We start from the raw sequence: 25201 nt of genomic DNA, 5'->3' as shown, positions 1-25201 counted from the left end.
GGGTGGCGGGCTTTGCGGCGTGTCTTGGACACTCAACGGCGGTCGGACCGCCCGCGGGCGCTTAGGCGGGGAGGAAGTAGTCCCGGGCCAGCGGGGCGATCTCGAGCCCGGATGCCGTTGCGGCGGTGACCCAGCGGAGTTCGGCGATCTCGGCATCCGGGACCGGCTGCTGGTCGCCGATGTCGACGCGGAACACCTCGGCCACGACCTCGAAGCCCGGCTCGTTCGCGGCGCTCGCGGTGAAGGATCCGAGCGGCTCGAGCGTGTCGGGCGAGACGCGCACGCCGATCTCTTCAGCCAGCTCGCGGGCGAGCGTCTCGGCTGGCGTCTCACCGGGGTCGGGCTTGCCGCCGGGCTGCATGAACGCGGTCGTGCCGGCCTTGCGCACGACCAGCAAGCGGCCTTCGGCGTCGGTGATGACCGCGGCCGAGACGTGGATACGGCGCGCGGGAGTGGCATCCGGGATCACTCCGGCACGGTAGCACTCACCCGGGCGCGGGAAGGATCGTCGAGTGTCCAGGACATGCCGCTGCGCGCGGGTGGGTGCGGAGTGTCTTGGACACTCGACAGGGTGTGGGCGAGGCCCGAGGGGGCGCTCACGCCGCCGCGCCCCCGCAGCCCCACCCGCCCAGCCCCCGTCACGCCGCGCTGCGGCGGATCCCGTTCACGATCGGCCGCGTCGACGCCAGGGCGGCGGCGACCAGGGCGAACCCGGCGGCGAAGGTGAGCACGATCGTCAGCACCGCGAGCGGGGCGACGAGCAGGCTGATCCCGACGATGGGCGCGGCCAGCATCAGGCCGAGGGCCGCGCCTCCGACGGCGGCCCAGCGCAGCGGCACCATCACCGTCAGGCGGCGGGCGCGACGCAGTTCGGCATCGGGGATGCCGAGGCGGTCGAGCCCCACGATCAGCTCGCGCTCCTCGAGCACCGACGCCGCCTGGGTGACGCCGACCGCGCAGGCGAGCAGCACGAAGGCGATGCCGAGGGTGACGAGCACCCCGGTGCGGATGTCGGCCATGATCTGCCCGGCCTCGGACGCGACGTCGGCGATCGCCAGACCCGAGCCCGCGACGACGGCGATGAACGACACGAGGGCCATGCCCGACACCCGGCGCCACGCGGGGCCGGCGTGCGCAGCGAGCTCGCGGCCCGCGACGAGCTGGGCGGCGGTGCGGGCGCGGCGGGCCATCGCGCGCCCGCGGGCGGCGATGATCGGGGCGCCGATGAGGTTGAGCAGACCCAGCGCTCCCGCGAACAGGGCCAGCAGCACGGCGACGCTCACGGCGGGACCGACCAGCTCGCCCACGACGCTGAAGTTCGACACCAGCGCCACGACGCCCACGATCAGGATGCCGCCGGTCACGAACGCCGCGGTCTTCTTCGGCGGAGCCTCGCTGCGGGTGCGCACCCCCAACGGGGTCACGGTCACGCGGCGCAGGCTCGCCGCCGCGCTCACCGCGCCGATCAGCACGACCGCGGCGAGCACGGCGGCGCCGAGCAGCGGGTCGACGGCGACGGCGGCGATGCCCACGGGCCCGCCGAAGAACGGCAGCAGACCCACCAGCGGCAGCAGCGCACCATAGAGGACGACACCGGCGACGGCGCCGGCCGCGGCGATGACCGTCGCCTCGAGCACGGTCAGCGACCACAGCTCGCGTCCGCTCGCGCCGAGCAGTCGCAGGGTCGCGAGGCGGTCGTTGCGGCGGCGGCTGGTCAGGCGCGCGGCCGCGGCTCCCAGCGTGACGAGGGGGACGGCCAGCAGCACCAGGGCGAGCACGGCCAGGATGCCGTAGAACCCGCCCTCGTCCGCCGTGCGCGGGTCGACGAGGAACATACGCGCGCCCCCGGCGACCACCAGCAGCAACGCGGTGGTGACGGCGAACGCCACGACGGGCAGGGCGATCGCCGCGTGACCCTGCCGGGCGGGACGCGACAGCAGGCGGGTGAGGGGGACGACGGCGCTCATCGGTCGAGACCCGTCGAGAGCGATGCGGCACCCGCAAGCGTCCCGGTGGCGGAACCGGCGCCCGACGCCGTGGCATCCGCCGCCGAATCCGCGACGATGCGCCCGTCGCGCACCTGCACGATCCGCGAGCAGCGGCGGGCCACGTCGGCGTCGTGCGTGACCATCACGAGCGTGCGCCCCTGCCCGGTCGTCGCGTGCAGCAGCGCGGTCAGCACCTCGGCCGAGGTCGTCGAGTCGAGGGCGCCGGTGGGCTCGTCGGCGAAGACCACCGGGGCACCCGTGACCTGCGCGCGGGCGATCGCCACGCGCTGCGCTTGGCCGCCCGAGAGCTGGCCGATGCGGCGGTCTTCCATTCCGGCGAGTCCCAGGGCGGCGAGCCAGCCGGCGGCGTGGCGTTCGGCATCCGGTCGGCGCACGCCCTTCAACAGCAGCGGCAGGGCGGCGTTCTCGACGGCGGTGAGCTCGGGCAGCAGCAGGTGCTCCTGGAAGACGAAGCCCAGCGACTCGCGGCGCACGCGGGCGCGCTCGCCCTCGCCGAGTCCGACGAGTTCGCGGGCTTCGACGCCGGGGGCGCTGAGTACGGCGGAGCCGGAGTCGGGGGCGATCACTGCCGCGAGGCAGTGCAACAGCGTCGTCTTGCCCGAGCCCGAAGCGCCCATGACGGCGACGGACTCGCCGCCGCGGATGGTCAGCGACACGTCGTCGAGGGCGCGCAGCTCTCCGTAGCGCTTGACGAGGCCGGTGGCGGTGAGGACGGGGGAGGAAGTCATGCCTCCATTCCAGCGAGAGGGGGCGGGTGGGTCGTCCGTCGGGGGAGGTATCCGGGTCGGTCGCGAGGACGATTCGCGGGCCCGGTCGCCTCGTGGCGCTCGAAGACCGCGCCGAGACGAGGCTCCCGTCGGCGTCGACCGTGGCAGGGACCCGTGGGGCCCGGGCGTCTCGACGTCGAGCGGCCCCGAGGTCCGCACAGGTGCCGAGGAATAGACTGGATGCCATCGACTCCGCCTCTCCGGGACTCTCCGTGACCACTCCTTCCTCTGTGCGCTCGTTCGACCTGCGCCACGTGCAGCTCGCGCGCGCCCTTTTCGCGGCGCTCGCCGCCGTCATGGTGACGTTCTCCCCGGATCACTCGGCGCCCCTCGGGCTCGGCGTGTTCAGCGGGTTCGCGCTCGCCACGGGCCTCGTCTTCGCCCTGTCGGCCTGGCTCGTCTTCCCCCGCGCCGAGCGCGCGACTCCCGTGCTGCTCGCGGTCGTCTCGATCCTCGCGGGCCTGGCGAGCAGCGTTCCCGCGTGGCGCACCACGGGCTTCTTCTTCGGCGTCGTCATCGCGTGGGCTCTGCTCACCGGGCTCATCGAACTGCTGGGGGCACGGCGCGATCGCCGCGCCGGCCGCACCGACGGTGTGCGCGACGGGGTGCTCATCGGCATCCTGAGCCTGGTTCTCGGCGCCGCACTGCTGCTGCCGTTCCAGCAGTACACGCTCGACTACAGCATCGCCGGGGCGGGCTCGTTCACCCTCACCGGAATCACCATCGCCGTGGGACTCTTCGGCGGATACGCGGCGGTCGTCGCCGTGTTCCTGGCCATCGCGGGCTTCTCACCCCGCCGCCCCGAGGCCGCTCCGGCCCTACCTTCGGAAGAGGCCGCGTCATGACCGACAAGCCCACCCGCCGCGACCTGATGAAGCCCGTTCAGCTTCTGGGCCTCGCCTTCGTCGCCGCTCTGTTCGCCGGCTTCGTCACGCTCATGTCGATGGGGTTCTTCCAGACCCGGCCCGCCGAAGAGATCCAGCGCGCCCTCGTGGTGGCGGCGGTGGCCGCGGGAGCGACGTTCATCGTCACGCTCGTGAGCGTGGCGCTGCTGCTGCTCATGGTCGACCCCTCGAAGGTCACCGCGACCATCGACCGTCCGCTGCTTCTGCCGACGGATGATCAGGATGCCGCTCCCACCGGCGCGGCGACGACCAATGCGGGCAGCGAGCCGGCGGCCACCGACCCGACGGACGCGAAGCGACCGACCCGGAGCGCCGCAGACGGGCCCGACGGCGACACCGCCGCCCCGAAGGCCTGACGCCGACCGCATCGCGCCCGCGCGGTGACGAGCGGAGGGTCTGGGACGAGCGGAGGACTCAGCGCCGAATTCGGTACTTTCTCGGCCACATCTCCTCCGCCGAGCACCGTCCACGGCCGATTTTCGGCCCCCGGCCTCCGCGCTCAGGCCCGACGCGGGTCGATCATCGTCATGCCCGCCGGTGACGCGGAGTCCATGCCCGGCAGCAGCGTCGCGGCTTCGCCGAGGCCGATGACGCGCTCGATGAGGTCGTGCGGGCGCAGGGCGCCGCTCTCGATGAGCGAGAGCATCTCAGGGTAGTCGACCGCGGCCATGCCGTGGCTGCCGAGCAGGTCGAGTTCCCACGCGATCACGCGGGCCATCGGCATCGACGTCATGCCGTCGGCCGTGGGCAGCAGGCCGATCTGCACGTGGCGTCCGCGGCGCCGCAGGCTCAGCACCGCGTCACGGGCCGTCTGCGCGCTGCCGACCGCGTCGACCGAGACGTGGCTTCCTCCGCCGGTGAGCTCGTGCACCGCCGCGGCGATGTCGGAGCCGTCGGCGACGAGGGCGTGCTCCGCGCCGAGGCGCCGCGCCGCGTCGAGGGCGGCGGGAGTGCGGTCGACGGCGATCACGCGCGCGCCGAGGGCGACGCCGATCATCACCGCGCTGAGTCCCACCCCGCCCGCGCCGACCACGGTGATCCACTCCCCGGCCGTCACGCGCGCGCGGCCGGTGAGGGCGCGGTATGCCGTGGCGAAGCGGCAGCCGAGGGCCGCGGCCGCCTCGAAGGAGACGCCGTCGGGGATGCGCACGACGTTGGTGTCGGCCGCGCGCAGCACCACCCGCTCCGCGAACGATCCCCACTGCGTGAAGCCGGGCTGCTGCTGGTCGGGGCACACCTGCGCGTTGCCGCCGAGGCACCACTCGCACGCGCCGCAGCCCATCACGAACGGCACGGTCACGCGGTCGCCGACGCTCCAGCGCTGGACGCCATCGCCCACCTCGACGATCAGACCGGCCAGCTCATGACCGGGAACGTGCGGCAGCGACACGTCGTCGTGGCCGACCCAGGCGTGCCAGTCGCTCTTGCACAGGCCGGTCGCGTGCACCTCGACCACGACGCCGCCCGCCGGGGCGGTCGGGGCCTCGACCTCGCGCACCTCGAGCGGCTCGGCCAGGGCATCCATGATCATCGCGCGCATGGCATCCATTGTTCCAGGGCGCGCGGGGCGCGACCGGTGCCGCGGGGTGGGGAGTGGCCGGATGCCGCTCGACACCGTCCGGGTGTCATAGACGCTCAGCGCGGGACGTGCCCGCGCAGCGCGAAGCGCGACGGAGCACTCGCGCCGCTCGATCGCGAGACGCGCCCGCGAAGCGCATGCACCGTTCGATCGTGCCCGCGCAGCGCGAAGCGCGACGGAGCGATCACGCCGCTCGACGGCGAGACGCGCCGACCAATCGCACGCGCCGCGTGACGCCTTAGAGCGCGTCGACCACCTTCGACGCCAGCCCCGCGTACGCGGCGGGCGTGAGCGCGAGCAGGCGCTCTTTCGCGGCGTCGCCGATGTCGAGGCCGCGCACGAACTCGGCCAGCTCGGCGCCGCCCACGCGGCGACCGCGCGTGAGGTCTTTGAGCAGGGCGTAGGGGTCGGTGATGCGCGAGCGACCCGCGGCGATCTCGGCGCGCACCACGGTCTGAATGGCCTCGGCGAGCACCTCCCAGTTCACGTCGAGGTCGGCCAGCAGCACCTTCTCGGCGAGCGAGATCTCGGTGAGCCCGCGCTGCAGGTTGTCGAGCGCGAGCAGCGAGTGGCCGAAGGCGACGCCGATGTTGCGTTGGGTGGTCGAGTCGGTGAGGTCGCGCTGCAGGCGGCTGGTGACGAGGGTGGATGCCAGGGTGCCGAACAGTCCGCCGGCGATCTCGAGGTTCGCCTCGGCGTTCTCGAACCGGATCGGGTTGATCTTGTGCGGCATGGTCGACGACCCCGTGGCGCCGGCGACCGGGATCTGCGTGAAGTAGCCGAGCGAGATGTAGGTCCAGATGTCGGTGGCGAGGTTGTGCAGGATGCCGCCCGCGTGCCGCGCGCGGTCGTACAGCTCGACCTGCCAGTCGTGCGATTCGATCTGCGTCGTGACCGGGTTGAAGCCCAGGCCGAGCGACTCGATGAACGTGCGCGTGAGCTCCGGCCAGTCGACGTCGGGTTCGGCGGCGACGTGCGCCGACCAGGTGCCGGTGGCGCCCGAGAACTTGGCGAGGTACTCCCCGGCGTCGAGCTGGCGGATGACACGCTCGAGGCGCCACGCGAAGACGCCGATCTCTTTGCCCATGGTGGTGGGCGTGGCGGGCTGGCCGTGGGTGCGCGAGAGCATGGCCGCGTCGCGGTGCTCGACGGCGAGCTCGGTGAGGGCGGCGGTGACCGAGCGGAGCTTCGGCAGCCACACGCGCTCGACCGCGCGCTGCACGGTGAGGGCGTAGGCGGTGGAGTTGATGTCTTCGCTGGTGCACGCGAAGTGCGTCAGCTCGGCGAGCGCCGTCAGCCCGAGGGTGTCGAGCCGGTCGCGCACGAGGTACTCGACGGCCTTCACGTCGTGGCGGGTGACGGCTTCTTTCTCTTTGAGCCAGGCGATCTCGTCGGCGCCGAACTCCTCGTACAGGGCCCGCAGACGCGTGCGGTCGGCGTCGGACATGGGCGAGGTGCCGAACAGCGAACGGTCGGTCAGGGCGAGCAGCCACTCGACCTCGACCTCGACGCGGGCGCGGTTCAGGCCCGCCTCCGACAGGTAGTCGCCGAGTTCTGCGACGGTGGCGAAGTAGCGGCCGTCGAGGGGGCTGAGGGGCTGCGGAGGCAGAGAGGACACGGGTCTCCCGGGGATCGCGCGAACGGGTCAGCCCGCGGTACGGATGGCGGGCTCGAGCTGTCGGAACAGGGCTCGGCTTGCGCGTTCGATCATACCGAGCACCTCGTCGAACATCGGGGCCCCGGCGTAGTACGGGTCGGGCACGTCGAGGGTGTCGGCATCGGGGAGGAACGACTGCAGCAGAGCGATCTTGTCGGCCGCGTCGTCGTCGTGCGCCCAGCCGCGCAGCACGCGCTCGTGGCTGCGGTCGAGCGCCACGACCAGGTCGTTGTGCTCGAAGTCGGCGTACTGGAACTGCCGCGCGCGGTGCGAGGAGCCGTCGTAGCCGTGGCGGTCGAGGACCGCGAGGGTGCGGTGGTCGGCGCGCTCGCCCACGTGCCAGTCGCCGGTACCGGCCGAGCTGGAGGCCACGCGTGACGAGAGCCCCGAGATCTCCGCGAGACGGCGGAACACCACGTCGGCCATGGGGGAGCGGCAGATGTTGCCGCTGCACACGAACACGACGCGGAAGGGCGCGTCGGCACTCGCGGTCATCCCCCCATCATGGCGGGGAAGCGCTTTTCGCGCATCAGCGGCGTGAGCGCTCTTCTTTGCGCGGGCGCAGCAGCCCGCCGAGGACGGCGTTGATGATGCCGATGAGCAGGGCCGCGACGGCGGTGAGCCAGAACTCGCCGGTGCGCAGGCCCCAGTCCCAGTTCTCGGTGATGACGGCCGTCAGCCACAGCAGGAATCCGTTGATGACGAGCGAGATGAGTCCGAGCGTGAGGATGTAGAGCGGGATCGCGACGAACTTCACCACCGTGCCGATGAGGGTGTTCACGAGCGCGAAGATGAGCCCGACCACCAGCACGGTGAGGGCGACCTGCAGGGCCTCGCCCGGGGCGAACGGAATGAGCCGCACCTGTAGGGCGGGCAGCAGGGTGACGATCCAGATGGCGAAGGCGTTGACGGCCACGCGAACGACGAAGCGCATGCCTCCACCTTGGCACGGACGGGGCGCTGCGCCCGGGACCGATCCCGTTCCGCGGGCTGTGGAGAAGCCGTCGAAAGAGGGGACTGACGCGCGCGGGGGCCTCGCGGTTAGGCTCGCGGGGTGAGTGACGAGCCGGTTCTGCCCCGTATCCGCCCCGAGATCGCCGCGCTGCCGGCGTACCGCCAGGGGCGTCAGGCCAGCCCCGACGCGTTCAAGCTGTCGAGCAACGAGAACCCGTTCGACCCGCTCCCCGGGGTGCTCGAGGCGATCCAGGGGGCGACGGGCATCAACCGGTATCCGGATGCCACGGCCGCCCGCCTGCGCGAACGTCTCGCCGCACGCCACGGCGTCTCGCCCGACGACGTGCACGTCGGCGCCGGCAGCGTGTCGCTGCTCGCGCAGCTGCTGCTGGCGACCTCGGGTCCCGGCGACGAGGTCGTGTACGCGTGGCGCTCGTTCGAGGCCTACCCGTCTCTGGTCGCCGTCGCCGGGGCGACGAGCGTGCCGGTGCCGCTCACCGCGGACTTCCGTCACGACCTGCCCGCGATGGCCGCCGCGGTCACCGATCGCACGCGCCTGATCATCGTGTGCAGCCCGAACAACCCGACGGGCCCCACCGTCACCCACGACGAGTTCGCCGTCTTCGTCGACTCCGTGCCGGCCGACGTGCTCATCGTGCTCGACGAGGCCTACGCCGAGTTCGTCACCGACCCCGCGTCGGTCGAGGGCGACCGCGTGCGCGCGATCATCGCCCGCCCCAACATCGTGGTGCTGCGCACCTTCAGCAAGGCCTACGGTCTGGCGGGCCTGCGCGTCGGATACGCCATCGGCCACACGCGCGTGCTCGACGCCGCGCGCAGCACGGCCATTCCCCTGTCGGTGACGGCCGCCGCCGAAGAGGCCGCGCTCGCGAGCCTGCGCGCCGAGTCGGAACTGCTCGAGCGCGTCACCGTCATCGCCCAGCGCCGCGACGGTCTCGTCGCGCGTCTGCGCGAGGCGGGCTGGCCGGTGCCCGACGCCCAGGGCAATTTCGTCTGGCTCCCCGCGGGGGAGCGGGCGGTCGAGGTCGCCGCGGCGTTCGAAGAGGCGGGCTTGGTCGTGCGTCCCTTCGCGGGCGACGGCGTGCGCATCTCGATCGGTGAAGAGGAGTCCCTCGACCGCATCGTCGAGGCCGCGGCCTCGGTCGCTCCGCGCTGACCGGGTGCGGCGTTTGTCGGTATCGAACCCCGAATCGCGGCATCCGTTGTGCACCTCATGCGGTCCTCGGCATAAGGCGAGCATTAGCGTGGGAGCATGACCCCGCTCGATGACCCCGCTCTCGTGCGCGTTCTCGCCGCCGACGGTTCGCTGGCCCCCACGCCCGCGGCCGAGCGCTATCTGCCGCTCATCGACGCGCTGACCGACGCCGAACTCGAGACGTTCTACCGCGACATGGTCTCGATCCGCGCCTTCGACGTGCAGGCGACCAACCTGCAGCGTCAAGGGCAGCTCGCCCTGTGGCCCCCGTCGTTCGGTCAAGAGGCCGCGCAGGTCGGCTCCGCTCGAGCCGCGCGCGCCCAGGACCACCTGTTCCCCTCGTACCGCGAGCACGTGGTCACCCGCATCCGCGGCGTCGACCCGCTCGACATCATCCGCCTCATGCGCGGACTCACCCACGGCGGGTGGGACCCGACCGACCCGAAGAACGGCAACACGCACATCTACACGCTCGTGCTCGGCGCGCAGACGCTGCACGCCACGGGCCTGGCGATGGGCCTGGTCTTCGACGGCAAGAGCGGCACCGGCGACCCCGAGCGCGACGAGGCCGTCATCGTCTACTACGGCGACGGTGCCTCCAGCCAGGGCGACGTGCATGAGGCGATGGTCTTCGCCGCGAGCTTCCAGACCCCCGAGGTCTTCTTCCTGCAGAACAACCAGTGGGCCATCTCGGTGCCCGTCGCCACCCAGTCGCGCTCGCCGCTGTACAAGCGCGGCGAGGGGTACGGCATCCCGAGCCTGCAGGTCGACGGCAACGACGTGCTCGCCAGCTACGCCGTGTCGAAGCTCGCCCTCGACGAGGCCCGTGCCGGTGGCGGACCCCGCGCGATCGAGGCGATGACCTACCGCATGGGCGCGCACACCACGAGCGACGACCCCACCAAGTACCGCACCTCCGACGAGGAGCAGTCGTGGGGCCGGCGCGACCCGATCGTCCGCATGCGCGCGTTCCTCGAGGGCCGCGGCGCCTCGCAGCAGTTCTTCGACGACGCGGATGCCGAGGGCCGGGCGCTCGCCGACGACGTGCGCACCCGCACGAACGAGCTCGGCGGCCTGCCCCGGGTGCACATGTTCGAGAGCGTCTACTCCGAGGCGCACGCGCTCATCGAGTCGGAGCAGCGCTGGCTCGACGACTACGAGACTTCGATGGACGGGGGCGCGAAGTGACCGAGAACCTGCCGATCAGCCGGGCCCTGAACGCGGGCCTGCGCCGCGCGCTCGAGACCGACGACCGCGTGCTGCTCATGGGCGAGGACATCGGGCCGCTCGGCGGCGTCTTCCGCGTCACCGAGGGGCTGCAGAAGGACTTCGGCCCGCGCCGCGTCATCGACTCGCCCCTGGCCGAGTCGGGCATCGTCGGCACCGCGATCGGCCTCGCGATGGGCGGGTTCAAGCCCGTTCTCGAGATCCAGTTCGACGGCTTCGTCTTCCCCGCGTTCGACCAGATCACCTCGCAGTTGGCGAAGATCACGAACCGCCACGAGGGCGGCGTGCGCATGCCCGTCGTCATCCGCATTCCCTACGGCGGACACATCGGCGCGGTCGAGCACCACCAGGAGAGCCCCGAGGCGTACTTCACGCACACCCCGGGCCTGCGGGTCGTCAGCCCCTCGAACGCCAACGACGCGTACTGGATGATGCAGCAGTCCATCGCCTCGCCCGACCCCGTCATCTTCCTCGAGCCCAAGGCGAAGTACTGGCAGAAGGGCCAGGTCGACACCGAGGCCCCCGCGCTGCCGCTGCACGCCAGCCGCATCGTGCGCCGCGGGACCGATGTCACCCTCGTCGGTCACGGCGCCATGGTCACCACCCTGCTGCAGGCGGCCGCGCTCGCCGAGAGCGAGGGCACGAGCTGCGAGGTCATCGACCTGCGGTCGCTCTCGCCGGTCGACTACGGCCCGCTGCTCGACTCGGTGCGCCGCACCGGACGCATGGTCTACGCGCAGGAGGCACCGGGCTTCACCTCGCTCGGTTCCGAGATCGCGGCCACCGTCATGGAGCGGGCGTTCTTCGCCCTCGAGGCCCCCGTGCTGCGGGTGTCGGGCTTCGACGTGCCGTTCCCTCCCGCGAAGCTCGAGGGCACGTACCTGCCCGACGCCGACCGCATCCTCGAGGCCGTCGACCGGTCTCTCGCCTACTGACCCGCTGCCCTCCCGCCCGCCGGAGCATTCCGTTGCGGCGTCGCCGGTGACAAGCTGGCTCCCGAGCAAAGGACACACCGTGACCGAGCAGACCTTCGTTCTCCCCGACGTCGGAGAAGGCCTCACCGAGGCCGAGATCGTGCAGTGGCGCGTCGCCCCGGGCGACACCGTCGAGGTCAACGACGTGATCGTCGAGATCGAGACCGCCAAGTCGCTCGTCGAGCTGCCCTCGCCCTTCTCGGGCACGGTCGGAGAACTTCTCGCCGTTGAGGGCGCCACCGTCGAGGTGGGCGTTCCGATCATCACCATCGGCTCCGTGGATGCCGCGCCCCCGGCCCCCGCGGCCCCCACCACGGTGCCCGAGCCCGACGACGCCGGCGGTGCCGTATTGGTCGGTTACGGCACGGGCGGAGCGGTGTCGTCGCGGCGTCGCGCGCCCGCGGAGCGTCCGGTCAAGGCATCGGTCGGTGTGGTCGCCAAGCCCCCGATCCGCAAGCTCGCGCGCGACCTCGGGGTCGACCTGTCGGCCGTCACACCCAGCGGCCCCGCGGGCGAAGTGACCCGCGACGACGTGGTGAAGCACGCCGACCAGGCCAGCGTCTTCCGCAACATCGAGACGCCGGCGTGGGGCGCCGTGCGCGAAGAGACGATCCCCGTGGCCGCCCCCGCCGCCCCGGCGCCGGTGGCCGATGCCCGCGAGGAGTCGATCCCGGTGCGCGGAGTGCGCAAGGCCACGGCCAACGCCATGACCTCGAGCGCGTACTCGGCCCCGCACGTCTCGGTGTGGGTCGACGTCGACGCGTCGCGCACCATGGAGTTCGTCAAGCGGCTCAAGGCCTCGGCCGACTTCGCCGACGTGAAGATCTCGCCGCTGCTGATCATGGCGCGCGCCGTGATCTGGGCCCTGCGCCGCACCCCGATGATCAACGCCGCCTGGGTCGACACCGAGGACGGCGCGCAGATCAGCGTGCGTCACTACGTCAACCTCGGCATCGCCGCCGCCACCCCGCGCGGCCTGCTCGTGCCGAACATCAAGGACGCGCAGGCGATGAACACGCGCGAGCTGGCCAAGGCGCTCGAGAACCTCACCCTCACCGCGCGCGAGGGCAAGACGAGCCCGGCCGACCAGACCGGCGGAACGTTCACGATCACGAACATCGGCGTCTTCGGGGTGGATGCCGGTACCCCGATCATCAACCCGGGTGAGGCCGGCATCATCGCCCTGGGCGCGATCCGCCAGAAGCCGTGGGTCGTCGACGGCGAGGTGCGCCCGCGCTGGGTGACCACCGTGTCGGGGTCGTTCGATCACCGCGTGGTCGACGGCGACGGGATCTCGCGGTTCATCGCCGACGTGGCATCCGTGCTCGAGGAGCCGGCGCTGCTGCTGGATTGAGCGGGGAGCGGTTCAGGTCGACGGGGTCATTCCGGGAGTGACGCCCGCTCGGGTGCGGGTGCGCTCCGCTTCGGTATCAGCAGGGCCAGGACCAGTGCGATGACGGCCGCGCCGATGCCGAGCAGGAACGACACTTGGAAGGCGTCGGCCGTCGGCACGCGGGTGTCTCCCTCACCGGTCGACAGCGTCGCGAGCACCACGCCGACGATCGCGGCGGAGGTGCTCGTGCCGAGGGAACGGGCCAGGGCGTTGAGGCCGTTCGAGGCGCCCGTCTCGCTCGGCGGGACCGCGCGCATGATGAGCATCGGCATCGCGGCGTAGCCGAAGCCGATCCCGAAGCCGATGAGGATGTTCGCGACGACGAAGTGCCAGACCTCGCTCGAGAACGCGAGGCTGAAGCCGTAGGCCACGATGAGCGAGATCGCTCCGGCGACCAGCAGCACGCGCGGGCCGATCGTGCGCGCGAGGGCGCCGGAGATCGGCGAGAGCACCATCATCACGAGCCCCGAGGGCATGACGACCAGGCTCGCCGCGAGAAGCGACAGGCCGAGACCCACGCCGGTCGCGATCGGCAGCTCGAGCATCTGCGGGTAGGCGACGTTCGAGGTGAACAGGGCGAAGCCCATCGCGACCGAGGCGAGGTTCGTGAGCAGCACCGGGCGGCGGGCGGCGACGCGCAGATCGAGCAGCGGGGAGTCGATGCGCAGCTCGTACCAGCCCCACAGCAGCAGCACCGCGACACCGCCGATCGCGAGGGCGAGGGTGACGGGTGAGGTCCAGCCCCACGCGTTCCCCCGCGACACGGCGAGGAGCACACCGATCAGGCCGACCGCGAGACCCGCGGCGCCCAGGTAGTCGAAGCGCCCGGCGGTGCGGAGCACGCTCACCGGCACGATCCAGAGCGTCAGCACGAAGACGACGGCACCGAGGCCGCCGGCGATCCAGAACAACCAGTGCCAGTCGGTGTTCTCGGCCACCAGTGCGCTGATCGGCAGTCCCAGAGCGCCACCCACGCCGAGCGTGGCGCTCATGAGCGCGATCGCGCTGTCGACGCGGTTCTCGTGCAGCACGTCACGCAGGATCGAGATGCCCAGCGGCACCACGCCCACGACGGCCCCCTGCAGGGCGCGCCCGATGATCATGCCGATGATGCCGGTCGACAGGGCGGCGATCACCGAGCCCAGCATCATCACCGCCAGCAGCACGAGCACGATGCGCCGCTTGCCGTACATGTCGCCGAGGCGGCCGGCGATCGGGGTGGTGACGGCCGCGGCGAGCAGCGTCGAGGTCACGACCCAGGCGGTGTCGTCGCGCGACGCATCCAGCAGCTGGGGCAGCTGCGACTGGATCGGCACCACCAGGGTGAACATGAACGACGAGCACAGGCCCGCGAGGGCGAGGACGGCCACGACGACGCCCTGTCGTGGCATCCGGGACAGATTTCTTCGCGCGTTCTCATCCCGTGACATCACTCTCGAGGCTATCCGTCGGTCGTGGCACCCCGGGCCGCGCGATCATCGCCGAGCACTCGGCATCCGCCCAATCCGTTACCCCGCATGACACCCCGTGACCACGCGTAACGCCTCGACTTCGGCATCCCCGGCGCGCGTGATGACGTGGTCCCATGACTTCACGCCGCACCGCACGCCTGGCCACGATCCTCGGCGCCTCCACCGCAGCCCTGCTCTTCGCCCTCACCGGGTGCGCCGGGGGTGCGGCATCCGGCGACGACTCCTCGCGCATCGTCCTCGGCGCCGACGACGGCACCGAAGCGCACTGGACGGTGCTGAAGCAGAAGCTCGCCGAAGAGGGCATCGACCTCGAGGTGCGCACGATCAACGACGGTGTGCAGCTCAACCAGGGCGTGCAAGACGGCGAGCTCGACGTGAACCTCTTCCAGCACCTCATCTACCTGTCGCAGTTCAACGTCGAGAACAACGGCACCCTCGTACCGGTGGGGGCCACCGCGGTCTACCCGCTCGCGCTGTACTCCGAGCAGTACACCGACGTGAAGGACCTGCCCGAGGGCGCCAAGGTCGCGATCCCCAACAACCCCACCAACCTCGCCCGCGGTCTGCTCAACCTGCAGACGGCGGGGCTCCTCACCCTGAAGGACGGCGGCAGCGCCCTCTCGACGCCGGCCGACATCGTCACGACCAAGGTCGAGCTGCTGCCCGTCGACACGAACCAGACCGTCACGGCGCTGAAGGACGGCAGCGCCCAGGCCGCGATCGTGAACAACACGCAGGCGCAGAAGGGCGGGCTCGGCGACGAGCTCATCATCTTCAAGGAAGACCTGAACAACCCGCAGCTCGCGCCGTACATCAACGCCTTCGTCACCCGCGACGACAAGAAGGACGACCCCCGCTGGGAGAAGCTCGTCACGGCGTATCACAGCACCGAGGTCGAGGCGGCGGTCACCGAGCTCAACCAGGGCAACCTGCAGTTCAAGGCGGACTGGACCGCCGCCCAGCTGCAGGACGAACTGACCAGCCTCGAGGACGCACTCAAGGCCCAGAACGGATGACCGCGGTCATCGAGCTGCGGGGCGTCTCGAAGAGCTTCCGCACCGATCGCCGCTCGACCACCACGGCCGTCGACGACGTGTCGCTGAGCGTGGAGGAGGGGTCGATCGTCGGGGTGATCGGGTACTCCGGCGCAGGCAAGTCCACCCTCGTGCGATTGCTGAACGGACTCGAGCAGCCGACGTCGGGCACCGTGGAGGTGCTCGGCGTCGACGTGGGGGCGGCATCCGAGGCGAAGCTGCGCGACCTGCGGCGCCGCGTGGGCATGATCTTCCAGCAGTTCAACCTGTTCACCTCGCGCACCGTCGCGGCCAACGTCGCCTATCCGCTGAAGGTGGCCGGGTGGAACAGAGCCGATCGCGACAAACGGGTCGCGGAGCTGCTCGACTTCGTCGGCATCGGCGACAAGGCGAAGCAGTACCCCCGGCGCCTGTCGGGCGGGCAGAAGCAGCGCGTCGGCATCGCCCGGGCGATCGCCACCGACCCGCGCATCCTGCTCGCCGACGAGGCGACCAGCGCCCTCGACCCGCAGACCACGGCCGAGGTGCTCGACCTGCTGCGCGAGATCAACCGGCGCCTCGGCATCACGATCGTCGTCATCACGCACCAGATCTCGATCGTGCACGAGCTGTGCGACCAGGTGATCGTCATGGACGGCGGCCGCGTCGTCGACAGCGGCGACACGTACCGCGTGTTCGCACACCCGCGCGCCGACCTGACGAAGCGGTTCGTCGCCGCGGTGACGCAGGGCGTGCCCTCGGGTGAGGCGCTGGCCGCGCTCGCCGCGGGTGGGGGAGACCTGGTCAGCGTCGAGGTGAACGAGTTCTCGAGCGAAGACGTCTCGAACGTGTTCCACCGCCACGACGCCCGTCACTCGGTCGTCTACGGCGGGGTGACCGACGTGCTCGGCCGGCAGCTGGGCACGCTCACCTACCGCGTGCACAGCGACGATCTCGACGCCGTGGTGGCGGAGCTGCGCGCGCACACCGACGTCGTGCTGCCCGCACGGGAGGTGCGCTCGTGAAGTGGGAGACCCTGACCCCGGTTCTGCTGCAGTCGATCGGCGAGACGGTCTACATGGTCGCCGTGTCGCTGCTCATCGCGGGCGTCGCGGGACTCGTCATCGGCGCACTGCTGTACGCCACGCGTCCGGGCAACCTGTTCGCGAACCGCGTGGTCTTCGCGATCGCGAACCTCGTGATCAACCTGATCCGCCCCATTCCGTTCATCATCTTCCTCACCGCCGTGGCCCCGGTCACGCGTGCGGTGACGGGAACGACCCTGGGGACGGATGCCGCGATCGTGCCCATCACGATCATGGCGACGGTCGTGATCGCCCGCGTGGTGGAGCAGAACCTCGTCGCCGTCGACCCCGGCACCGTGGAGGCGGCCCGCGCGGTCGGCGCCCGGCGGATCGGGGTGCTGTTCGGCGTCGTGATCCCCGAGGCGCTTGCGCCGCTGATCCTCGGGTACACGTTCATGTTCATCGCTGTCGTCGACATGTCGGCGATGGCGGGCTACATCGGCGGCGGCGGGCTCGGAAACTTCGCCATCATCTACGGCTACCAGCAGTTCAACGCGCAGGCGACGTGGGTGACGGTCGCGATCATCGTCGTGATCGTGCAGGCCGGGCAGCTGATCGGCAACGCGCTCGCGCAGCGGATCCTGCGGCGCTGACTCCTCCTCGGGCGCCGGCGGCCGTCGCAACGCGCAGCCGCGCACCGTTCGCGCGTCGAGCTCGTCGAGTGTCCAAGACACGCCGGTGGGAGGCCCCTGCGCACGGCGTGTCCTGGACGCTCGACGGAGGGCGACGGCCCCGGGACGACGGGTCATGACGGTGATCCCGCCTACCCTCGGAGGATGAGCCTCCCCCGCACCCTCGCCCGCTGGCTGCTCGGTGCCGCGCTCGTGTTCACCGGCACCGCGCACCTCTCGTTCGCGCGCGACGAGTTCGTCGCTCAGGTTCCGTCGTGGCTTCCGCTCCCGATCGACGTCACGGTGGTGGCATCCGGGGTCGTCGAGATCGCGCTCGGACTCGCTCTCCTCGTCCTCCGCCGCCGCCGCGTGGCAGTCGGCTGGATCGTCGCGGCCTTCTTCGTCGCGATCTTCCCCGGCAACATCGAGCAGTTCGTCCGGGGCACCGACGCGTTCGGCCTGGACACCGACCTGGCCCGCGGCATCCGTCTGCTCTTCCAGCCTCTGCTGGTGATCTGGGCCCTGTGGTCGACCGGAGCGTGGAAGGCCTGGCGAACGCGGCGACGAGCCCGCGGGCGCTGAGTCGCGGTCGGGCGCGCTGGCCTCCGCGTTGCTCGACGCGCCGCGTGGTCGCGGCATCCCCCACCCTATTGAGCGTCCAAGACACGCCGCTTCGGCCTCGCGCGTGCGGCGTGTTCTGGACACTCAACGTGAGGTGGGCGCGGCGCGGGGGCGCGGTGACGCGGCGACGCGGAGGCGTTGAGCGTCCAGGACACGCCGCTTCGGCCTCGCGCGTGCGGCGTGTTTTGGACACTCAACGTGAGGTGGGCGCGGCGCGGTGACGCGGCGGCGCAGAGGCGTTGAGTGTCCGAGACACGCCGTGCCGGACCGGCGACCGCGGCGTGTCCTGGACACTCAACCCCGAGGGGCGCGGCGTCAGCCTCGCGCGGGATCGGCCTGCAGCACCTCGGCCAGCACGTCGAGGCCGCGGTGGGCGTCGGCATCGCCGATGACGGCGGGCGGAACGACGTGCACGCGGTTCTCGGCGAAGAAGCCGAGCACGCCCTTCTCGAGCATCGCGGCCTTGATCGCGCCGATGCGCGCGGCGGCGAGCGGCTCGCGGGTGTCCCGGTCGGCGACGAGCTCGACGGCCCAGAACACTCCGAGACCGCGGACCTCGCCGACCAGCGGCGACTCCTCGGCCAGGGTGCGCAGGCGCGGGCCGATGACCTCGTCGCCGATGCGCCGCGCGTTCTCGATCACGCCCTCGTCGGCCATGGCCTGCTGGGCCGCGACGATGGACGCTGCCGCCAGCGGGTGTCCGGAGTACGTCAGCCCGCCGGGGAAGACGCGGTCCTCGAAGGTCTGGGCCACGGCATCTGAGATGACGACACCGCCCACGGGCACGTAGCCGGAGTTCACGCCCTTGGCGAAGGTGATGAGGTCGGGTCGCACGTCGAAGGCGTCGAAGGCGAACCACTCGCCCGCGCGCGCGAAGCCGGCCATGACCTCGTCGAGGATGAGCAGGATGCCGTAGCGATCGGCGATCTCGCGGACCCCGGCGAGGTAGCCGGGCGGGGGAACCAGGATGCCGGCGGTGCCGGGGATCGTCTCGAACAGGAACGCCGCGATGGTGTCGGGCCCCTCGGCCTGGACCGTGCGCTCGAGGTGGCGCAGTGCCCGCTCGCACTCCTGCTCGGGCGTCTCGGCCCAGAACTCGGAGCGGTAGAGGTAGGGACCGAAGACGTGCACGTGGCCGCGGGAGTACTCGTTCGGCATCCGTCGCCAGTCGCCGGTGGCGACGATGGCCGCCCCGGTGTTGCCGTGGTACGAGCGGTAGTGCGACACGATCTTGTCGCGGCCGGTGGTCAGCCGCGCCATGCGGATGGCGTTCTCGTTGGCGTCGGCACCGCCGTTGGTGAAGAACACCTTCGAGAAACCCTCGGGGGCACGCTCGAGCACGAGCTCGGCGGCGTGCGCGCGCATCTCGTTCGCGTGCGCGGGGGCGACGGTGGTCAGCTGCGCCGCCTGCTCCTGGATCGCCGCGACGACGCGGGGGTGCTGATGGCCGATGTTGACGTTGACCAGCATGCTCGAGAAGTCGAGGTAGCTCCGGCCGTCGGCATCCCACACCTCGACGCCCGAGCCTCCGGCGAGGGGGAGCGGAGCGAGGGTGCGCTGAGCGGACCACGAATGGAAGACGCTCGAGCGGTCGCGCTCGCTGATCTCGGCGTTTCGGGTCGTCGTGAGGGGAGTGGCCATGCCCCCAGTGTGCGACGCCGGGGGCACGCGTCGGCAGCGCCGTTTTGTCGGTAATGTCGGGGAACTATCGACAGTTTGGCCCCCCATGCCCGCCACCCTTCGCGTCCTCCTCGACGACGGCTCGTTCCCCGTGCGCTCCCTGACGGGGCTCGACGACGACGCGCTCGATCTGCCTCTGTCGTGGGTGCACAGCTCCGACCTGCTCGACCCCACCCCGTGGCTCGAGTCGGGGAACCTGCTGCTGACCAACGGCGCCCAGTTCTCGGATGATCCGGATGCCGAGACGGTGGCCGCGTACTGTCGCCGCCTGCGTGCGCACGGGGTCGTGGGGGTCGGTTTCGCGACCGACATCATCCACGCGCGCGTTCCCGATGCCGTCGTGCGTGCCGGAGAGGCGGCGGGGCTTCCGATCGTGGAGATCGCCGGGCGGGCGCCCTTCATCGGCATCATCCGCTTCGTCGCCGACATCCTCGCCGCCGAGCGCGCGGCCCGCTTCTCGTGGCTGCTCGACGCGCAGCGGGCCGTCGCGCGGGCGGCGGTGCGCGACGACGGTCTGCGCGAGATCCTGCACACGCTGTCGCGCCTGCTCGGTGCGTGGGTCGACCTGTACGACGCGGTCGGCGGGCGTCTGGCGCTGCCCGGGCTGCGGTCGGCCCCCGACGACGTCGAGGGCGAGGTCGGGCGCGAAGTGCGGCGACTGCTCGAACGGCGCACGGCGGCGAGCCTCGTCATCCCGTCGGCGAACGGCGCGCTGCTGCAGACGATCGGGCAGAGCTCCCGCCTGCGCGGTGTGCTCGCCGTCGGCGGTCCGGAGCCGCTCGATCCGGCCGGTCGCGACCTGGTGGCCACGGTCGTGGCCCTGGCGAGCATCGCGCTCGAGCAGCAGCGGAACCTGCAGACCTCGATGAGGGGGGTGCGCGCGGGCGTGGTCGACATGCTCGTCGCGGGGCAGGAAGACACGGCGCGCCGCGTCGCCGTCTCGTCGCTCGGGGGCCTTCCCGCGGCTCCCCACCTGGTCGGGGTGGTCCGCGGCGCGGCCGCGGTCCCCGGGCTGCTCGACGAGCTCGATCTGGTCTCGAGCGACCCCCAGCGACTGTTCTCGGCCGAGCGGGGCGACGACGTGATCGTGCTGCTCGCCGAGGGGGCGGGCGACGCGCTCGCTGCGCTGGCCGAGCGGCGCGGCCTCGCGGTCGGCACCGCGCGACACGGCGCGGGCGACGCGCTCGCGTCGACCCTGCGGCACGCGGAACAGGCCGCGCGCGACGCCGCCCCCGGGCACCTGCGGGCGTACGCGGAACTCGCCGGTCGGGGTCTGGTCGAGGCGCTCCGCGAGCGAGGGGGCTCGGTGCTCGCGCGCACCGTGCTGCAGCCGCTGGAGGCGCTGCCGGTCGAGGAGCGCGAGCGACTGCGGGCGTCGGCGCGGGCGTGGCTGGAGGCCAATGGCGCCTGGGATCCCGCGGCGCGAGGTCTTGGCATCCACCGTCATACGCTGCGCGCGCGCATGGCCCACCTCGAGCAGCTCCTCCAGCTCGACCTGTCGTCGTTCGCGGCGCGGGCCGAGCTGTGGGCCGCTCTGGAGTTCGCCGACCCCGAGTGAGACCCGCGTGAGGTGCCGGATCTCGTAGCCCCCACCGAGTGTGAAGCGACGAAAATCGGCACCTCGGGGGAGAGGCCGGCGGCGTCAGGTGTTCTGCGGGAAGCCCAGGTCGATGCCGCCGTGGGTGGCGGGGTCGAGCCAGCGGCTGGTGACGGCCTTCTCGCGCGTGAAGAAGTCGAATCCGTGCACGCCGTAGGCCTTGGCGTCGCCGAAGAGCGACTTCTTCCAGCCGCCGAACGAGTGGTAGGCCACGGGCACGGGGATGGGCACGTTGATGCCGATCATGCCCACCTGCACCTCGCTCTGGAAGCGACGGGCCGCTCCCCCGTCGTTGGTGAAGATGGCCGTGCCGTTGCCGAACTCGCCGCTGTTGATGAGCGCGAGCCCCTCGTCGTAGGTCTGCACGCGCACGACCGACAGCACGGGGCCGAAGATCTCCTCGGTGTAGGCGCGTGAGCTGGTGGGAACCGCGTCGAGCAGCGTCGGACCGAAGAAGAAGCCGTCCTCGTGGCCGTCGACCACGTAGCCGCGGCCGTCGACGACGACCCTCGCCCCGTCCGCCTCGGCGATGTCGACGTACGACGACACCTTGTCGCGGTGGGCCTCGCTGATCAGGGGGCCCATGTCGGGCTCGTCGGCGGCGGCGCCGTTTCCGATGCGGAGCTTCGCGATGCGCTCGGTGACCTTGGCGATCAGCGCGTCGGCGACGGGCTCGACGGCCAGCACGACCGAGATGGCCATGCAGCGTTCTCCGGCCGCCCCGAACCCGGCGTTCACGGCCTGGTCGGCGACGAGGTCGAGATCGGCATCGGGGAGCACGAGCATGTGGTTCTTCGCGCCGCCCAGGGCCTGCACGCGCTTGCCGTTGCGCGAGGCGGTCTCGTAGATGTACTGCGCGATGGGGGTCGACCCCACGAACGAGATGGACTGCACCTCGGGCGCGTTCAGCAGACCGTCGACGGCGACCTTGTCGCCCTGCAGCACGGTGAAGGCTCCCTCGGGCAGGCCCGCCTCTCTCCACAGCTGTGCGAGCCAGAGGGATGCCGAGGGGTCCTTCTCGCTGGGCTTGACGATCACGGCGTTCCCGGCGGCGAGGGCGATCGGGAAGAACCACATCGGCACCATCGCCGGGAAGTTGAAGGGGCTGATGACGCCCACCACCCCGAGCGGCTGCTTCAGCGAGTACACGTCGATGCCGTTCGAGGCGTTCTCGGAGTACGCCCCCTTGAGCAGGTGGGGGAAGCCGGTGGCCAGTTCCACGACCTCCTGGCCGCGGAGGATCTCGCCCATGGCATCGGAGTGCACCTTGCCGTGCTCGGCGGTGATGATCTCGGCCAGCTCGCCCTTGCGGGCGTTGAGCAGCTCGCGGAAGGCGAACAGCACGCTCTGGCGCTTGGCGATCGAGAACGCGCTCCACGCGACGAACCCGCGTCCGGCCGAGGCGACGGCGGCGGCGACGTCGGCCTCGTCGGCGAGGGCGACGTGGGCCAGTACCGCGCCGGTGGCCGGGTTGTAGACGGGGGCGGTGCGTCCGCCGGCGGACGTGGCGGCGGCGCCGTCGATCCAGTGCGTGATGACGGGGAGGTCGGTGTCGGTCATGCCCCCAGTAAAGGCCGCGCACGCGTCTCGCGCCGCTGACAAAGAGGCGAGCTCGTCGCCGACTGCGGGACAGATCGGCACGGGATGTCTGAGGGTCGATCCCTGGGAGAGTCGTATGCGACGCGGACTGAGTTTGAGAACGATTATCACGAGCGATACGGTGTCGGTATGACCCGTCGCATCCTCGCCCCCGTCGCCCTCGGGGCCGTCTCCGTTCTCGCGCTCGCCGGTTGCGCCGGCGGTTCCCCCGCGGCCTCCTCGGCCGATTCAGCCGGAAAGGTCACCGTCGTGGCATCCACCGACGTGTACGGCTCGATCGTCGAGGCGATCGGCGGCGACTTCGTCGACGTGACCTCGATCATCACCTCGCCCACGCAGGACCCGCACGAGTACGAGGCGAGCGCGCAAGACCAGCTGACGCTGAAGAACGCCGGCCTCGTCATCGAGAACGGTGCGGGCTACGACGCCTTCATGGAGGGCCTCGTGCAGGCCAGCGGCTCGACCGCCCCGGTCATCACGGCCGTCGAGTACAACCACGACTACCCGGGGGCGGCGTCGCACGACGAGGCCCACGCCGACGAGGCGAGCCCGGCTCCGAGCGAGAGCGCCGACGACCACGACCACGCCGACGACGACGGCCACGACCACATCGAGGGCTTCAACGAGCACGTCTGGTACGACCCGCACACGGTCGAAGACCTCACCGCGGCGATCGCCACCGAGCTCGGCCAGCTGGCGCCCGACCACGCCGCCGCCTTCACCGCCAACGCGGACGCGTTCACGAAGGAGATCGCCGGTCTCGAGGACTCCCTCGGCCAGATCGAGGCGAAGGATGCCGGAGCGAAGATCTTCGTGACCGAGCCGGTCCCGCTGTACCTGACGACGGCCGCGGGCCTGACCAACGCCACCCCGAACGAGTTCAGCGAGTCGGTCGAAGAGGGCCAGGACGTGCCGCCCGCGACCCTTCTTGAGTCGCTGCAGCTGCTGGATTCGGGGCAGATCGCGGTCATGATCGTGAACCCGCAGACCGGTGGCGCCGAGGTCACGCAGGTCGAGGACGAGGCCAAGGCCAAGAACATCCCGGTGGTCGAGTTCACCGAAACGCTCCCCGAGGGACAGACTTACCTCTCGTGGATGCAGAGCAACATCACGGCCCTGTCCGACGCGCTGGCGGCGTGAGCGCCGCCGCACCGCTGCGCATCCGCGGAGCCGCCCTCGAGCGGGGCGGCCGCGAGCTGTGGTCCGGGCTCGACCTCGAGGTCGAGCCCGGCGAGCTCGTCGCGGTGCTCGGACCCAGCGGTTCGGGCAAGACCACGCTGCTGCGCGCCATCCTCGGCCTCGAGCGCCTGAGTGCCGGGACCGTCGAGGCGCTCGGAGCGCCGGTGCGTCGCGCCGGCAACCGCCGCATCGGGTACATCCCCCAGCAGCGCCCTCTGCCGCGGGAGACACCGCTGCGCGGTCGCGACATCATCGGCCTCGGCGTCGACGGCCACCGCCTGGGCCTGCCGCTGTCGCGCAAGAAGGACCGCGCGCGCATCGACGGGCTGCTCGAGGCCGTCGGGGCCTCGGAGTTCGGCGATCGTCCGGTGGGACTGCTCTCGGGCGGCGAGCAGCAGCGGCTGCGCGTGGGCCAGGCCCTCGCCGACGATCCCGCACTGCTGCTGTGCGACGAGCCGCTGACCAGCCTCGACCTCGCGAATCAGCAGGCGGTCGTGCGTCTCATCGACCGGCACCGCCGCGAGCGCGACGCCGCCGTGCTGCTGGTCACCCACGACATCAACCCCGTGCTCTCGCGCGTCGACCGCATCCTCTACATCGCCCACGGACGCTTCACCCTGGGCACCCCCGACGAGGTGCTCACGACCGAGACCCTCACCGCCCTCTACGGGGCTCCGGTGTACGTGGTGCGCGCCGGCGATCAGCTCATCGTCGTCGGAGCCCCCGATGCCGACGAGGCCCACCACCATCACGACGAGGACGACGCATGAACTGGTCCGATGTCGGCACCGCCCTCTTCGGCGGGGTGAGCCAGTACGGCGCCATCCTCGAGCTGGTGCAGAACTCCGTCTACGCCGGGGCCGTCCTCGGCCTCGTGGGCGGGCTCATCGGCGTGTTCGTGATGCAGCGCGACATGGCCTTCGCCGTGCACGGCATCAGCGAACTGTCGTTCGCGGGCGCCGCGGTGGCGCTGCTCATCGGCGTCGACGTGGTGACCGGCTCGATCGTCGGCTCGCTCATCGCGGCGGCGCTGATCGGCCTGCTCGGAGCCCGCGCCCGCGACCGTAACTCCATCATCGGCGTGCTCATGCCGTTCGGTCTGGGTGTCGGCATCCTGTGCCTGTCGCTGTACAACGGCCGCAGTTCCACGCGGTTCAGCCTGCTCACCGGCCAGATCGTGTCGGTGCAGAGCGCGCAGCTCGGCTGGCTGGTGGTCATCGGGCTGTTCGTGCTGCTCGCGCTGCTGTTCATCTGGCGCCCCCTGCGCTTCGATTCGCTCGACCCGCAGTCCGCCGCCGCGCGGGGCGTGCCCACCACGGCGGTGTCGCTGGCGTTCATGCTGCTGCTGGGCCTGATCGTCGCGGTCGCGGTGCACATCATCGGTGCGCTGCTCGTGATGGCACTGCTGGTGACGCCGGCGGCGGCGGCGATGCGGGTGGCGTCGGGTCCGCTGTCGGTGCCCGTGCTGGCCGCGCTGTTCGGCTTCGTCTCGGCGGTGGGCGGCGTGCTGCTCGCGGTCGCGGGCACGCTGCCCGTCAGCCCGTACATCACGACGATCTCGTTCCTGATCTACCTGGTCTGCCGCGTCATCGGCGCCCGGCGCGATCGCACCACCCGCGCCCTGTAACGCGCCCAGCCGATTCACCGATCCCCTCGATAGACT

24 protein-coding genes are annotated in these 25201 nt (G+C 71.4%); 14 read left to right on the top strand and 10 right to left on the bottom strand.

What is annotated here, in order from left to right; translation table 11 throughout:
* Nucleotides 1–61: 61 nt before the first annotated feature.
* From ASF96_RS00620 to ASF96_RS00610, 3 genes are all read right to left on the bottom strand, one after another.
* On the bottom strand, nucleotides 62–469 hold the full coding sequence (locus tag ASF96_RS00620; RefSeq protein WP_055935032.1) for an NUDIX hydrolase: 408 nt from the start codon (nucleotides 467–469) through the stop codon (nucleotides 62–64).
* 169 nt (nucleotides 470–638) lie between these two features.
* Nucleotides 639–1967 carry an FtsX-like permease family protein gene (locus ASF96_RS00615; protein WP_055935029.1) on the bottom strand — a complete coding sequence of 443 codons (1329 nt, stop codon included), beginning with the start codon at nucleotides 1965–1967 and terminating at the stop codon, nucleotides 639–641.
* On the bottom strand, nucleotides 1964–2737 hold the full coding sequence (locus ASF96_RS00610; RefSeq protein WP_055935027.1) for an ABC transporter ATP-binding protein: 774 nt from the start codon (nucleotides 2735–2737) through the stop codon (nucleotides 1964–1966). The genes ASF96_RS00615 and ASF96_RS00610 overlap by 4 nt, the downstream gene beginning before the upstream one ends.
* A gap of 251 nt (nucleotides 2738–2988) precedes the next feature.
* Here ASF96_RS00610 and ASF96_RS00605 point away from each other — a divergent pair, with 251 nt between their 5' ends.
* Nucleotides 2989–3621, top strand: a complete 633-nt coding sequence (locus tag ASF96_RS00605) for a hypothetical protein (protein WP_055832461.1) — start codon at nucleotides 2989–2991, stop codon at nucleotides 3619–3621.
* Entirely contained in the window at nucleotides 3618–4037 is a 420-nt protein-coding gene (locus tag ASF96_RS00600) for an amino acid transporter (RefSeq protein ID WP_235560491.1), read from the top strand. The genes ASF96_RS00605 and ASF96_RS00600 overlap by 4 nt, the downstream gene beginning before the upstream one ends.
* A 143-nt stretch (nucleotides 4038–4180) precedes the next feature.
* Here the strand turns inward: ASF96_RS00600 and ASF96_RS00595 are convergent, their stop codons facing one another.
* The 4 genes from ASF96_RS00595 to ASF96_RS00580 form a co-directional block, all read right to left on the bottom strand.
* A complete protein-coding gene (locus ASF96_RS00595; protein WP_055833171.1) occupies nucleotides 4181–5221 on the bottom strand; it encodes a zinc-dependent alcohol dehydrogenase family protein in 1041 nt (346 codons plus the stop codon).
* A 277-nt stretch (nucleotides 5222–5498) separates the two neighbouring features.
* Nucleotides 5499–6878 (bottom strand): adenylosuccinate lyase, encoded by a 1380-nt coding sequence (gene purB, locus ASF96_RS00590; RefSeq protein ID WP_055935025.1) that lies wholly within the window; start codon nucleotides 6876–6878, stop codon nucleotides 5499–5501.
* Between the two features lie 27 nt (nucleotides 6879–6905).
* Entirely contained in the window at nucleotides 6906–7412 is a 507-nt protein-coding gene (locus ASF96_RS00585) for a low molecular weight protein-tyrosine-phosphatase (protein ID WP_055935022.1), read from the bottom strand.
* Nucleotides 7413–7446: 34 nt separating this feature from the next.
* The gene (locus ASF96_RS00580) at nucleotides 7447–7851 is read right to left on the bottom strand and encodes a phage holin family protein (RefSeq protein ID WP_055935019.1); all 405 of its coding nucleotides are present in this window, start codon (nucleotides 7849–7851) and stop codon (nucleotides 7447–7449) included.
* A gap of 120 nt (nucleotides 7852–7971) precedes the next feature.
* Between ASF96_RS00580 and ASF96_RS00575 the strand changes: the two genes are divergently transcribed.
* The 4 genes from ASF96_RS00575 to ASF96_RS00560 all read left to right on the top strand — a co-directional run bounded on the left by ASF96_RS00575 (nucleotide 7972) and on the right by ASF96_RS00560 (nucleotide 12642).
* Entirely contained in the window at nucleotides 7972–9048 is a 1077-nt protein-coding gene (locus ASF96_RS00575; protein ID WP_055832469.1) for a histidinol-phosphate transaminase, read from the top strand.
* Nucleotides 9049–9144: 96 nt separating this feature from the next.
* On the top strand, nucleotides 9145–10275 hold the full coding sequence (locus tag ASF96_RS00570; protein WP_055832470.1) for a thiamine pyrophosphate-dependent enzyme: 1131 nt from the start codon (nucleotides 9145–9147) through the stop codon (nucleotides 10273–10275).
* Nucleotides 10272–11249 (top strand): alpha-ketoacid dehydrogenase subunit beta, encoded by a 978-nt coding sequence (locus ASF96_RS00565; protein WP_055935016.1) that lies wholly within the window; start codon nucleotides 10272–10274, stop codon nucleotides 11247–11249. The genes ASF96_RS00570 and ASF96_RS00565 overlap by 4 nt, the downstream gene beginning before the upstream one ends.
* Nucleotides 11250–11328: 79 nt before the next feature.
* Nucleotides 11329–12642, top strand: coding sequence for a dihydrolipoamide acetyltransferase family protein (locus tag ASF96_RS00560; RefSeq protein ID WP_055935014.1), 1314 nt, complete (start codon nucleotides 11329–11331; stop codon nucleotides 12640–12642).
* 26 nt (nucleotides 12643–12668) lie between these two features.
* Here the strand turns inward: ASF96_RS00560 and ASF96_RS00555 are convergent, their stop codons facing one another.
* Entirely contained in the window at nucleotides 12669–14072 is a 1404-nt protein-coding gene (locus ASF96_RS00555; RefSeq protein ID WP_055935010.1) for an MFS transporter, read from the bottom strand.
* A 194-nt stretch (nucleotides 14073–14266) separates the two neighbouring features.
* Here ASF96_RS00555 and ASF96_RS00550 point away from each other — a divergent pair, with 194 nt between their 5' ends.
* The 4 genes from ASF96_RS00550 (at nucleotide 14267) to ASF96_RS00535 (ending at nucleotide 17444) form a co-directional block, all read left to right on the top strand.
* A complete protein-coding gene (locus ASF96_RS00550) occupies nucleotides 14267–15169 on the top strand; it encodes a MetQ/NlpA family ABC transporter substrate-binding protein (protein ID WP_055832478.1) in 903 nt (300 codons plus the stop codon).
* Nucleotides 15166–16191: a methionine ABC transporter ATP-binding protein gene (locus ASF96_RS00545; RefSeq protein WP_055935007.1), complete on the top strand. Its 1026-nt coding sequence runs from the start codon at nucleotides 15166–15168 to the stop codon at nucleotides 16189–16191. Before ASF96_RS00550 ends, ASF96_RS00545 begins: the two co-directional genes overlap by 4 nt.
* Nucleotides 16192–16244: 53 nt before the next feature.
* Nucleotides 16245–16844: a methionine ABC transporter permease gene (locus tag ASF96_RS00540; RefSeq protein ID WP_206754868.1), complete on the top strand. Its 600-nt coding sequence runs from the start codon at nucleotides 16245–16247 to the stop codon at nucleotides 16842–16844.
* 183 nt (nucleotides 16845–17027) lie between these two features.
* The gene (locus tag ASF96_RS00535; protein WP_055935001.1) at nucleotides 17028–17444 is read left to right on the top strand and encodes a DoxX family protein; all 417 of its coding nucleotides are present in this window, start codon (nucleotides 17028–17030) and stop codon (nucleotides 17442–17444) included.
* A gap of 354 nt (nucleotides 17445–17798) precedes the next feature.
* Here ASF96_RS00535 and ASF96_RS00530 read toward each other — a convergent pair whose 3' ends face one another.
* Complete coding sequence (locus ASF96_RS00530; RefSeq protein ID WP_055934998.1) at nucleotides 17799–19124, bottom strand: aspartate aminotransferase family protein; 1326 nt, start codon at nucleotides 19122–19124, stop codon at nucleotides 17799–17801.
* 85 nt (nucleotides 19125–19209) lie between these two features.
* On the opposite strand from ASF96_RS00530, the gene ASF96_RS00525 reads away from it, so the two are divergent.
* Nucleotides 19210–20721, top strand: coding sequence for a PucR family transcriptional regulator (locus ASF96_RS00525; protein WP_055934995.1), 1512 nt, complete (start codon nucleotides 19210–19212; stop codon nucleotides 20719–20721).
* A gap of 84 nt (nucleotides 20722–20805) precedes the next feature.
* Here the strand turns inward: ASF96_RS00525 and ASF96_RS00520 are convergent, their stop codons facing one another.
* Nucleotides 20806–22320 (bottom strand): CoA-acylating methylmalonate-semialdehyde dehydrogenase, encoded by a 1515-nt coding sequence (locus tag ASF96_RS00520; protein ID WP_055934992.1) that lies wholly within the window; start codon nucleotides 22318–22320, stop codon nucleotides 20806–20808.
* 168 nt (nucleotides 22321–22488) lie between these two features.
* On the opposite strand from ASF96_RS00520, the gene ASF96_RS00515 reads away from it, so the two are divergent.
* Genes ASF96_RS00515 through ASF96_RS00505 form a run of 3 tightly spaced genes read left to right on the top strand, consistent with a single transcriptional unit; the run spans nucleotide 22489 to nucleotide 25165 of the window.
* On the top strand, nucleotides 22489–23499 hold the full coding sequence (locus ASF96_RS00515; protein ID WP_200934051.1) for a metal ABC transporter solute-binding protein, Zn/Mn family: 1011 nt from the start codon (nucleotides 22489–22491) through the stop codon (nucleotides 23497–23499).
* Entirely contained in the window at nucleotides 23496–24308 is an 813-nt protein-coding gene (locus ASF96_RS00510; protein WP_055934989.1) for a metal ABC transporter ATP-binding protein, read from the top strand. The genes ASF96_RS00515 and ASF96_RS00510 overlap by 4 nt, the downstream gene beginning before the upstream one ends.
* Nucleotides 24305–25165: a metal ABC transporter permease gene (locus ASF96_RS00505; RefSeq protein ID WP_055832494.1), complete on the top strand. Its 861-nt coding sequence runs from the start codon at nucleotides 24305–24307 to the stop codon at nucleotides 25163–25165. Before ASF96_RS00510 ends, ASF96_RS00505 begins: the two co-directional genes overlap by 4 nt.
* The last annotated feature ends 36 nt before the right edge of the window (nucleotides 25166–25201 follow it).

The organism is Microbacterium sp. Leaf179 (assembly GCF_001423785.1).
Lineage (GTDB): Bacteria > Actinomycetota > Actinomycetes > Actinomycetales > Microbacteriaceae > Microbacterium.
This window is presented reverse-complemented; position numbering and strand designations above follow the sequence as displayed.

Bases quoted from the DNA above. Each gene is read 5' to 3' on its own strand.
- ASF96_RS00505 (WP_055832494.1), top strand. From the start codon at position 24,305: ATGAACTGGTCCGATGTCGGCACCGCCCTCTTCGGCGGGGTGAGCCAG.
- ASF96_RS00520 (WP_055934992.1), bottom strand. From the start codon at position 22,320: ATGACCGACACCGACCTCCCCGTCATCACGCACTGGATCGACGGCGCC.
- ASF96_RS00585 (WP_055935022.1), bottom strand. From the start codon at position 7,412: ATGACCGCGAGTGCCGACGCGCCCTTCCGCGTCGTGTTCGTGTGCAGC.
- ASF96_RS00535 (WP_055935001.1), top strand. From the start codon at position 17,028: ATGAGCCTCCCCCGCACCCTCGCCCGCTGGCTGCTCGGTGCCGCGCTC.
- ASF96_RS00600 (WP_235560491.1), top strand. From the start codon at position 3,618: ATGACCGACAAGCCCACCCGCCGCGACCTGATGAAGCCCGTTCAGCTT.
- ASF96_RS00515 (WP_200934051.1), top strand. From the start codon at position 22,489: ATGACCCGTCGCATCCTCGCCCCCGTCGCCCTCGGGGCCGTCTCCGTT.
- ASF96_RS00545 (WP_055935007.1), top strand. From the start codon at position 15,166: ATGACCGCGGTCATCGAGCTGCGGGGCGTCTCGAAGAGCTTCCGCACC.
- ASF96_RS00550 (WP_055832478.1), top strand. From the start codon at position 14,267: ATGACTTCACGCCGCACCGCACGCCTGGCCACGATCCTCGGCGCCTCC.
- ASF96_RS00615 (WP_055935029.1), bottom strand. From the start codon at position 1,967: ATGAGCGCCGTCGTCCCCCTCACCCGCCTGCTGTCGCGTCCCGCCCGG.
- ASF96_RS00595 (WP_055833171.1), bottom strand. From the start codon at position 5,221: ATGCGCGCGATGATCATGGATGCCCTGGCCGAGCCGCTCGAGGTGCGC.
- ASF96_RS00530 (WP_055934998.1), bottom strand. From the start codon at position 19,124: ATGGCCACTCCCCTCACGACGACCCGAAACGCCGAGATCAGCGAGCGC.
- ASF96_RS00570 (WP_055832470.1), top strand. From the start codon at position 9,145: ATGACCCCGCTCGATGACCCCGCTCTCGTGCGCGTTCTCGCCGCCGAC.
- ASF96_RS00580 (WP_055935019.1), bottom strand. From the start codon at position 7,851: ATGCGCTTCGTCGTTCGCGTGGCCGTCAACGCCTTCGCCATCTGGATC.
- ASF96_RS00525 (WP_055934995.1), top strand. From the start codon at position 19,210: ATGCCCGCCACCCTTCGCGTCCTCCTCGACGACGGCTCGTTCCCCGTG.
- ASF96_RS00555 (WP_055935010.1), bottom strand. From the start codon at position 14,072: ATGCCACGACAGGGCGTCGTCGTGGCCGTCCTCGCCCTCGCGGGCCTG.
- ASF96_RS00610 (WP_055935027.1), bottom strand. From the start codon at position 2,737: ATGACTTCCTCCCCCGTCCTCACCGCCACCGGCCTCGTCAAGCGCTAC.
- ASF96_RS00540 (WP_206754868.1), top strand. From the start codon at position 16,245: ATGGTCGCCGTGTCGCTGCTCATCGCGGGCGTCGCGGGACTCGTCATC.